3 protein-coding genes are annotated in these 11,491 nt (G+C 35.1%); all 3 read left to right on the top strand.

The features are described 5' to 3' along the window. Positions 1 to 76: 76 nt before the first annotated feature. The 3 genes from EDB96_RS09815 (at position 77) to EDB96_RS09825 (ending at position 11,361) form a co-directional block, all read left to right on the top strand. Complete coding sequence (locus tag EDB96_RS09815; RefSeq protein WP_134140530.1) at positions 77 to 4,060, top strand: T9SS type B sorting domain-containing protein; 3,984 nt, start codon at positions 77 to 79, stop codon at positions 4,058 to 4,060. A 310-nt stretch (positions 4,061 to 4,370) separates the two neighbouring features. Beyond that, positions 4,371 to 4,817, top strand: coding sequence for a T9SS type A sorting domain-containing protein (locus EDB96_RS09820; protein ID WP_134140532.1), 447 nt, complete (start codon positions 4,371 to 4,373; stop codon positions 4,815 to 4,817). A gap of 7 nt (positions 4,818 to 4,824) precedes the next feature. Further along, a complete protein-coding gene (locus EDB96_RS09825; RefSeq protein ID WP_134140533.1) occupies positions 4,825 to 11,361 on the top strand; it encodes an RHS repeat-associated core domain-containing protein in 6,537 nt (2,178 codons plus the stop codon). Positions 11,362 to 11,491: the final 130 nt, after the last annotated feature.

Genomic DNA, 11,491 nt, shown 5'->3' on the forward strand with positions numbered 1-11,491 from the left:
AGGGATTTTTATCTATATCATAAATAACAAATCAATGGCATTTTTATAATTTATTTCATTATTTATAAATATTTATTTGAAAATAAAATTACTTATAATTTTCTTCTTTTTATCATTTTCTTCCGTTGCACAAAGGGAAGCAAGTGTTTGGTATTTTGGCAGAAATGCCGGAATTAAATTTAATGCCGACGGATCTGTAACTGCTTTAAAAGATGGAAAATTGAACACCAATGAGGGATGTGCTTCAATTGCAGACAGTAATGGCGATTTATTGTTTTATACTGATGGGAGGACAGTATGGGACAAGAACCATTTGGTGATGCCTAATGCTGATTATTTAGGGGGTACTGGGCTGTTAGGTGATCCTTCCAGTACAAGTTCAGCAATGATTATTCCTAAGCCTGGAAACCCTAAGATTTATTATATTTTCACCCTCGATGAACCGCACCATGAAAATGCAGCGGTATATCCAAATGCTTTTTCAGGAACTTATGTAGACAGCGATAGTGGTAAAACTCCAAGCGATGACGATGGTTTAAACAATGGTTTGAATTATTCTATCGTAGATCTAAGCATTATTGGGAATAATGGAAGCAGTGGTGATGTGGTCAGCCGTAATAATCCGCTGATTACTTATGACATTAATCCTTTTGGTGAGGAAATAAAATATAAATGTTCAGAAAAATTAACGGCAGTCCGTGATGGGGCTGGAAACGGTTTTTGGGTAATTACACAATTCTCAGCTAATTTTTATGCTTTCCATGTTACTTCATCCGGGGTGACAGCAGCACCGGTTAAGTCATTGGTGCTTCCTGCTGTTCCAACTTTTGGATACCGCAGAAATGCAATAGGAGCTCTCAAAGCATCTCCTAATGGAAAAAAAATAGCAGCTGCATACGACCAGATTGATACAGAGATGAGTCCTTACAGTAATTACAAAGGGAGTGTATATCTCTATGATTTTGATAATTTTACAGGAAAAGTTAGTAATCCGAAATTGCTCCTAACCGAGGTCAATGCTTATGGTGTGGAGTTTTCAGGTGATTCAAATGTTCTGTACGCCAGTTACAATGACTTTAAAACTTCACAGTCCCTGGCGCAGTTTGACCTGCTGAGTGATGATATAAAAAATTCGAAATTCTTACTTTTTAATTCATTTTATGGCATTGGTGCTTTGCAGTTAGCGCCTAATAATAAAATTTACTATAGCAGCTATTTTCTTAATTCTCTCGGGGTCATTAATAATCCTACAGTTTTGGGCGCTGGCTGTGGTTTTAATGCAGTCGGGCAAATCTTGGCTGAAGATAAAATTCATGCTAAGGGACTTCCTCCATTTATGTCTTCATTTTTCAATGCTTTTTTTGAGGCTAAGCACTTATGTCTTGGTCAGGAAACAAAGTTCTCATTAAATGCATCTCAGACGGTTACATCCGTTGGATGGGACTTTGGGGACGGAAGCAGTTCTGTTGAAATTAATCCTATTCATAAATTTGCCCAGGACGGGATTTACAAAGTTTCAGTTACCGCTGCTGGGCCTGATGGCACAGCCAGTTACAGCAGGGAAGTAATAATATCTAAAATGCCTGAAGCTTTCAAACCAAATGATCTTCTGGTCTGTGACGATAATAATGATGGATTTTATATATTTGACTTGACCATAAGAAATGAAGAAATTTTAAAAGGACAGGATCCTGCATTATTTGAAGTAAATTATTTTAAGGATAATGTGAAGATCGTTAATCCAGCTGCATTCATAAACCGTGTCGCGTATCAAAAAGAAGCTGTACAAGCAGAAGTAGTTAGTAAATTTAACAACGAATGTAAAAGTACTACAGATTTTATGGTTGGAGTATTTGACATGCCAACTCCAAATCCATCCATTACAATTCCGGCTCTTACCATTTGTGATAATACAAGTGTGGGTACGGAAAATGATGGAAAGGTGCTTTTTGATTTAACCCAAAACAGCGTTAATATTTTAAAAGGGCAGTCTGAAGAAAGGTTTTTAATTTCCTATTATAAAGATCAGTTTTATACCCAGTTGATAGCAGATCCGAAGGCTTATCAGAATAATGATAAAAGTGAAAAAATTTATATTAAAATTACAAATAAGGACAATCCTTTATGTTTAGCTTTTACCTCATTTGATATTGAAGTTTTTGAGCTTCCCTTAGTTCCAGAGGTAGTTTACCTTAAACAATGCGATGATGATACAGATGGTTACAGCTTTTTTAATTTAGAAGAGGCAATCGGTAAAATATCGCTAACTTCGACCAATGGCAATATTAGTTTTCATCAAACAATACAAGATGCTGTAAGTAATTCAGATCCAATTTCAAATACCACTACCTATAGAAATAATGCAGTAAGTACGGATAAAGTTTTCGTAAGAGTTTCAAACGGTAATGGATGCAGCAGAACGACAGAGTTAAATCTCATTGTTTCAACTACACAGATACCTTCAAGTTTTGTTAAAGTCCTTACACAGTGTGATGATGATAGTTTGGGAACTAATAGCGATGGAATTGCAGCATTTAACTTGAGTAGCGTAACAAATGAAATCCTTAGCATTTTTCCTGCAGGACAGTTTTTGGATGTTACATATTATCAAAAAATTGAGGATGCGCTAGCGGAAAAAAATCCTATTATTGATTTGTTCAATTACAGGAATTCGCTGTCTCCATTTGAACAGAAAATATTTATCAGGGTAGACAGCAGACGTGATAATGACTGTTTAGGACTAGATTATATTACTCTAAAGGTAGAGCCTGTTCCTTTGATTAAATCTGTTGAAAGAAGTCATTGTGATGATAATCAAGATGGTATGTTCGCTTTTGACACTTCAGATATTGAATCTGAATTGTTAAATGGACTGACGAATGTTACTATCTTATATTATGATAATGATGATACTTTGCTTCCTAGCCCGCTTCCAAATCCATTTATGACAACTTCCCAGACGCTAAAGGCTGTTGCCGTAAATGCTAATAGCTCTCAGAGCTGCAGTTTTAGCACTTTTATTAAATTTACAGTCCAAGATCTTCCTGAAATTTTTGATATTAACCCATTATTGACCACAAGCTGTGACGAAGAAGAAGATCCGCTTTTACAAGACGGTAAATTTGCATTTGACACCTCAGATTTTGATTCTTTATTATTAGGCGGTCAGAAAGAAATGGAAGTTCATTATTATGATATAGATAACAATAAACTACAGAATCCTTTGCCAAATCCTTTTATTACAGGCACACAGAATATAAAAGCGGAAGTTGTAAATCCTAAAAACAGCTCTTGCAGCGCCAGCACTATTATTCGTTTTGTTGTAAATACAGTTCCTAAAATCAGTTTAAAAGGGGAAGAATTGGTATGTAATAATCTATCTTCTTTCACAAAAGTGATTGACGCGGGTATCTCAGACTTAAATTTAATTGACACCTATAATTACCAATGGTTTTTTGATGGTAACATTATTAGTGATCAGAGAGGTTACAGTTTGGAGGTAAACAAGGAAGGCAGGTATGAGGTACTGGTAACAGACAAATTAACCGACTGTGAAAGAACCAGAATGATAAAAGTTAGCGCATCCGACAAAGCTTCCGAAATTTCTGTAACTGTTGACCAGGCCAATACAGTTTCTGTTTTGGCTGAAGGAAAAGGAGATTATATTTTCGCTCTTGATGAAAGCGACGGAACTTATCAGTCTGAAAATATATTCCAAAATGTCAAACCCGGTATTCATATGGTGTATATCAAAGACAAAAACGGATGTGGGGTTGTTTCAAAAGATATTGCGGTTTTTGGTATTCCACCATTTTTCACCCCTAATGTGGACGGTTATAATGATTACTGGAATGTAGAAGGAATCGATACAGTTACCAAGGAAAAAGCACGGATTGAAATCTTTGATCGATACGGAAAGCTATTAAAAGTAATCACTGCCTTAAGTCAGGGATGGGATGGTACTTTTATGGGCAGACAGATGCCCGCTGATGACTACTGGTATGTGATAAAACTAGAAGGTGGAAAGGTTTTCAAAGGTCATTTTGCTTTGAAGAGATGATTATAAATATTCCCGACAGTGTGATAAAGTATATTTCGCATCCTAGTGGATTTAGCAAATTTTCTAATATTTATTAGATTCTCCCAAATCAATAATTCTAACTTGGTGTGTACAAGTTACATTATTTTGGTTTAACTTTTTCTTGCATTTTTTATTTACAGAATATCCTTTAAATACTGGCTTTTTGGTTTTAACTATGTAAAAATTAACAATTTATATGTTTATTTGAATAATTTAATAATATTTTTTTTGTAAGATTGTATATAATTTAACATAATTTTTTAAGGTTTAATTTTATTAATTTACACTTATGAGAAGATTATTTTTAGTGTTTTTCTTATTTTACTGCCTTTGCTCCGAAGCACAGCATCAGATAACTTTCCAATATGACAGCAGTGGTAACCAGACCAACAGGACATACTGTTTCGGCTGCTCTTCAAAATCGGTTAAAGAAATTAAAGAAATAGAAGCTGTCCAAGAGGATGATTTTGAAAAATTTTATCCAGAGGATCAAATTTCGTACTATCCAAATCCCGTAAAAGAAGAGCTTTATCTTAAGTGGACAGCTTCCGATGAATTAAATGTAAATTCTATAGGTGTCTATTCTATTACAAGTGCGGTTTTAGATTACTATCCTATCAAATCTGGTCTTAATAATCAAAATCTTCCCTTTCAAAGTTATTCAGTAGGTGTTTATTTTGTTGTACTTAATTACAATAACGGAGAGCAAAAATCTATTAAAATCATTAAAAGATAATTAATTTATGAAGAAAATTTACTTTATTCCTATTTTTTTATTTTTCGGTTTTTGTGCTTTAGGGCAGACCATACCAACGGGATCTTCAGCTGAAGTTGGTGAAACTGGAGGGCAGTTGACAGTATCTCTCTCTGGAGGAGCAAACTATGCCATTCCCATCAAAGTTCCGCCAGGAATAAATGGCGTAGAACCACAAATTAGTTTAGTATATGATAGTCAGTCAGGAAATGGATCTGCCGGTTACGGTTGGAATATTGGAGGACTTTCCACTATTTCCCGTATTCCATCAACAAAATTCCACGATGGAAACGCAGGTACTATAAAATATTCTATAGAGGATAAATATGCCTTAGATGGCCAGAGGCTAATTGTCAAAAGCGGAACAAATGGGGAATATGGAAGAGACGGAACAGTTTATGAGACGGAAAATTTTTCTAACGCTAAAATTACTTCATATGGGGCACAATCTTCCAATGGAGATAATGGTCCTGCCTATTTTAAAGTAGAGTATCCAGACGGTTCCAAAGCTTATTATGGTTACATATCAGGCAATAGCTCAAATTCTTTATCACAAATTCATTATGCATTAACATACTGGGAAAATCCACAGGGAATTAGAATAAGTTATTTTTATAATATTACTCTTTTTGATAAATTGATGCTTACTAGCATAAAATATGGTTCGAAAAATGATGATACACCGCCTAATGAAATTAATTTTATATATAAGAATAGAGCACTAAACGATATACAGATTATTGCAGGGGATTATAAACGAGATTTAGTAATCTTATCTGAGATTAATGTTAAAACAAATGGCATCGGATTTAGAAATTACTTTTTAGGCCATGATCTTTCCTCTAGTAAATATGAGAGGTTAACTTCTATAACAGAAAAAAGCGGTGATAATTCAAAAAGTCTGAATCCGACAGTTTTTTCGTATGTAGAAAATCAAGGAGCTGTTGGGATGCAAATGGAATGGAGTAGAAAATCCCCTGGAATTAGTTTGACATCAAGTGATGGCAAGATTCTGACGGCTGACTTCGACGGGGATGGAGAAGCGGAATTTATATCAGCGCCTTCATCCAGTCAAATTGTTATTGGGAAGATTAATGAAGATTATACAACTAAAAACACTTCTTTCACGCTCTCAAATAGTGACAAAAGATATGCAATAAATTCCCTTGATAGTAATTTTGGAATTTCAAGCAAACAGAACTTGTGTATAGCAGTTACAGAAAACAATCTAAATAAATATAAAATTTACAGCTTTAATTCCTCTCTAACTAGTCTTACACTTGATTATGAAAAAACAAGCCCAATAAGCGAAGGATATCCTTCAAAAGATTTATATGGTGATTTTGATGGGGATTATTTAACAGACCTACTTGTTTTAAATGAGCCGGTTAATGGAATTTGTTCGTTAAAATTAATTAATTTGGATCGTCAGATAACCTCAAATTTTATTTCCAGTGCAGGTCAGATCGATATAGGGATATGGAACGATAATGGATCTGGCCAGATTAGCGGAACCCACATAATAAAAATAGCGGATATAAATGGAGATGGAAAATCTGATATAGTTATTTTCAGAGGAGCACCCTACAATGATATCTTAGGATATACTCTTAAGAACAATACATTTGAAAAGTTTATTGAATGGGATTATAATATCCCTGGAGATATTGGAGATACAAGTCATTACAGTGTTAACGAGTTTCCTGTTTTAGTGGGGGATTATAATGGTGACGGAAAAAGTGATATTTTTTTGGTAGCTACTGGTAAAATTTTAATTTCAACTGGTGGATTGTATTTTTCAGAAGAAGTTCTCCCGGCAACTTATTCGCCGCCTACCTACCCATATACTCCATACGAACAGATAGTAGCATTTGATTTTAATAATGACGGCCGATCTGATATCATAAGAATTAAACCTGGTAGAAGAGACTATACGCCACCTATTCCAAATAGTGGTGTTTATTTGAACCAGGAAACTTTGGAAGTATTTTTGTGGAGTAATACAAGGGAAAATAGCAATCAGTGGGGATTCCAGAATTTTTACAGATATGTTTTTCCCTATCCTTATGGTAATTTTTATAATTCGGCCGATCCAGATCCTTATTTAGTAGATATAACTGCACTAGTTTCAAGAAAGAGCAAATTAAGTCCCAATAAAGCTGAACTAGCAGTTAATGTAGGGGGGAAAGTAGTTTTTTTATCCAATAACAGCTTTTCTACTGACCAACATCTTTTAAGATCTATTACAACAGGAAATGGAGTAAAAGAAGACATTACATATAGTTCCTTAAAAAAGGATAATGGCGTTTACGAAGCAGGTGCAGTAAAACCATATCCCTATCTGGCGATTCAGAACAGTCCGGAATTTAAGGTAGTATCTCAAATAGATTATCCTAGTAATGAACAGAGCAAAAAAGTTTTTAAATATTTCGATGCTGTAAATAATGTTGAGGGGCTAGGTTTTATGGGATTTCAGGCAGTCTTAAGAACTAATCTTCATAATTCCACTGTGCCTGTAATCTCTAATGTAATCAAGAATAATTATCTTTTAAGGGGAGCAAATGTTGAAAATTACAGCGTGGATGGACTTGTGGTTCCTTCTGCAGCCACACCGGGGAGCTTCATCTCTAAATCGGTTTTGGAGTACAATTCCCCAGTTGATGCCCTGCAGAGCAACAAAGTATTTAAATTAAAGAATATTGGCTTAAAACAATATGATGGATTAACCAACACTAGTTCAGAAATTTCAACAGGTTTTGATTCATTTAATAATCCTCTCACGGCTGCCATCATAATCAAGGAAGGGGCTTCAGTTGTGCAGACCAGCATTAAAAATTTGTCGTATGATGCTCCAACTTTGTCTCCTTACATTGTCGGGAGACCCAACAGCAAGACAGAATCAGTTTCATATAATAATGATACCGCACTTAGTGAAGAAGTTTATACATACAACTCCCAGCAGTTATTATCACAGGTCAAAAAAAGACCCGATGGAACTGTGGGATATATCACCGAAGATAATATCTATGATTCATTTGGAAATTTAACATCAAAGACAATTACAGCAGGTGCAAATTCAAGAACTACGGGATGCTCATATGATACTTCAGGACGTCTTTTATTAACAAAAACAGATATTGAATCATTACAGACGGTTTTTACCTACTATCCAAATGGAACTTTAAAAACCCTGACGAATCCTTACGGTCAGACTTTAACTTATGAATATGACTCTTGGTTTAGAAAGATAAAAACAACTGATTATTTACAAAAAATAATTACATATAGTTACACTAAAGATACAGGCAATAATACAACCATTTTGTCTTCTGTTAATAGTGATGGTACAGCAAGCTCCGATATTTACAATGCACTGGGGCAGATAATTAATGAAAAAGTAAAGGCGAATGTAAATGGTCTATTTATAAGCAAACATTATTTTTATGATATAAATGGAAGAATCATAGAAGAAGGTGTTCCTCATTATCCGTATTCTATACGCCGAACTCTTACACAATACGATGTTTATGGAAGAATTATAAAGCACCAGGGTCCAGAATCATCAGGTATAGGAACTGGAACTGTAATTTCTTATTCGGGTCTGTTGAGTACTTTGAATGACGGTACTCTGACCAAAACAGTTAAGAAAGATGCTGTTGGAAATATTATTGAAGTAAATGATGGATCAGGACAGTTAATAACTTACGGTTATTTTGCAAATGGAAATTTGAGGCAGAGCAGCTGTGGAGGGGTAAATATTTCAATAATTCAGGATAAATGGGGACGAAGAACCCAGCTTACGGATCCCTCGGCAGGTATCGTAAAATATACTTATAATGATTTTAATGAGCTGACTCAAGAAGAAAATTCTAATGGAATCACTACCTATAGCTTCAGTCCGCTTGGGAGGCTGGAAGAAAAGACTATAATTGGATCAAATACGAATTCTAAGACTGTGTATAGTTATGACGCAGGGTCAAAGAAGATTTCATCATCATTATTCACAGATTATTTTAATGGAGGGACAACAATAACAAATACTTACTTCTACGATTCATGGAAAAGGTTATATAAGGTGGTTGAAGCAGCTCCCTATGCTACATTTACAAAGACATTTGCGTTTGATAGTTTTGGAAGGGTTGACACCGAGACGTCAGCAGCCTCTTCAGGAAATAAAGCTAGCAGTAAAACATTAAAAAGGACATATCAGAATGGGGCCCAATATCAGATTCTCGATGGAAACACTGTTTTATGGCAGAAAGATAATGTAAATGATAACGGGGAACTGCTTTCCGGAGTATTTGGAAACGGCACCAATGTTCGGCAAGATTATAACGGTAATGATTATATGATTAATAACGATTATAGATTGGGAACAACAAGTTTGCTGAAAATGGAAACTTCTTTTAATGTACTAAAAGGGAATTTAGAAAGCAGAAATAACAGCCTTTTTAATTATACAGAAGAATTTAAATATGATAATATGAACAGGCTTACTGATATTACAGCAACTAACCAGTACATGAATTGTACATTTAGTACCTCTGATGTAGAAGGATTTCAGGGTGAAAACGGAGGTTCTGTAGTTAGTTCAGCTGGTGGCCTGAGTGTAGCAATACCTAATGCAAACGGTGCAGTTAAAAGGTCTTTACTTACAGGAAAATCACCTGGTGATGAACTTACAGTACGATTTGATATTAAAAAGGTTTTAGGTACTGACACATTTAATGTTTACATACAGGAGCAGGATCCGGTTACCTTAGCAAGCACAAAATATTTTAAGGGCACTCTTCCTACTTCTGCTACAGGGACTGTTATGAATTTAAGCCATACCGTGGTTCAGTATCCCAACGTTAATTTAAGGATTGAAAAAGTAAATACAACATCAATCAATGTCTTTATTCTTGATAATGTAACTGGTGGACAGAAAAGTAAAACGCTGCAAACATATGATGTTAAGGGAAGAATTACCTCAAATGAATTGGGATGGTATAATTATCCAAGCAGCGGAAAGATTTATCAAAATTCGTCTATTAATGTCAATCCGAGTTCAGTCGCTTATTACCAGAGCAGACCCACGCAGCTTATCACTTATAACACCTTCAAGTCACCTTATCAGATAGAGGATACAGGAATTGATAAAATCAGTTTTGAATATAATGATGATAACGGCCGAAGTGCAATGTTTTATGGAAGTACTCAAGATAAGCTTCTTAGGCCTTTTCGAAAATACTACTCTGGTGACGGAACAATGGAAGTTAAGCAAAATACGTTAACAGGTGGTTTTGAATTTCTAACTTATATAGGGGGAGATGCATATACTGCACCCATAGTACTTAAAAGCGACGGCACAAATGAGAATTATTTATACTTGCAGCGCGATTTTCAAGGATCAATAATGGCTGTGGCTAGTAATACGGGGACGATATTGGAAAGACGTCTATTTGATCCATGGGGAGGCATACTCTCAGTACAGAATGGAGCAGGAACTGCTCTGAGCGGTCTTACCATTTTGGACAGGGGATATACTGGACATGAGCATCTGCAAAGTGTGGGTATCATTCACATGAATGGAAGATTGTATGATCCAAAGCTTAGGCGTTTCCTTCAGCCAGATAATAATATACAGGATCCGCTCAGTGTCCAGAACTATAACCGTTATGCATATGTAATGAATAATCCATTAAAATATACAGATCAAAGTGGCGAATTCTGGAATGTTGTATTTGGTTATCTTTTCAGCGCCTATGTGCATGGTGCTTATTCAAATGGAGGTGAATTGAATCCATTTAAATGGAATTCGATAGGTTTTATTAATGCTGCTTCAAGTACAGTCTCATTAGGCGCCAGCAATGTTGCAACAAATTTTACAAATAATTACCTTGATAATTATAACAAACCACCAGAGTTAGGTATTAATGGACTTTACGATAAGACTGGATTTTATAAAAATAAAAGTATAATGTACGGTGATACTGAAAAAAGTGTTACATTAACCAATGATAATATTGATTTTTTGACTGCTGTCGGGGTTGGTTCTTGGGCAGGAAATTTTCTTAGATTTAAAGAGATGTATGGTTATACATTAGATAAATCAGGATTTTTAATTGGAACTTACAGTCCGAAAAATGCTATTGATTTGACTGAAAGTATACTACCCGGCCAATTTAATATATACGAAAAAGAATATGTGGAATCCCTTTCAAAACTGAAAGTTATAGGTTCGGCAGGCAAAATAGTTGCTAAAGGAGGATATTATCTAGGTTATTTAGACGGTTTAAATAAAGCAAGCCAAGGAGATTTAGCAGGTGGCGCTGCTTCTGCAGGATCCAATTATGCTGCGGACGCTATTGGCACTTCCTATGGATGGGGATACGGACTTGCTTTTCAATTGACTTGGGTAGCTATGGACAAACATGTTAGCCAGACAGAATGGTACAACAGGTTTTTTTTCGGAAAAGATTCTGATACTTACAGAGAAAGAGGAATTTCGAATGGATGGTATTTTGATAATTGGATAAGATAAATTAATTTTCAAATTAGAAAGATGAAATTTTTAAAGGATTTTTGGCTCGATTACGCCGTTTCAAACTATGTTAGATTAAAAAAACATGATAATGATCCCGAAATAGATATTCTTTTGAATACGTCTTTTA

This window comes from Flavobacterium sp. S87F.05.LMB.W.Kidney.N, assembly GCF_004366435.1.
In the GTDB taxonomy this organism is placed as follows: Bacteria; Bacteroidota; Bacteroidia; order Flavobacteriales; family Flavobacteriaceae; genus Flavobacterium.

Coding starts and splice junctions, on each gene's coding strand:
- EDB96_RS09825 (WP_134140533.1), top strand. CDS start 4,825: ATGAAGAAAATTTACTTTATTCCTATTTTTTTATTTTTCGGTTTTTGT.
- EDB96_RS09820 (WP_134140532.1), top strand. CDS start 4,371: ATGAGAAGATTATTTTTAGTGTTTTTCTTATTTTACTGCCTTTGCTCC.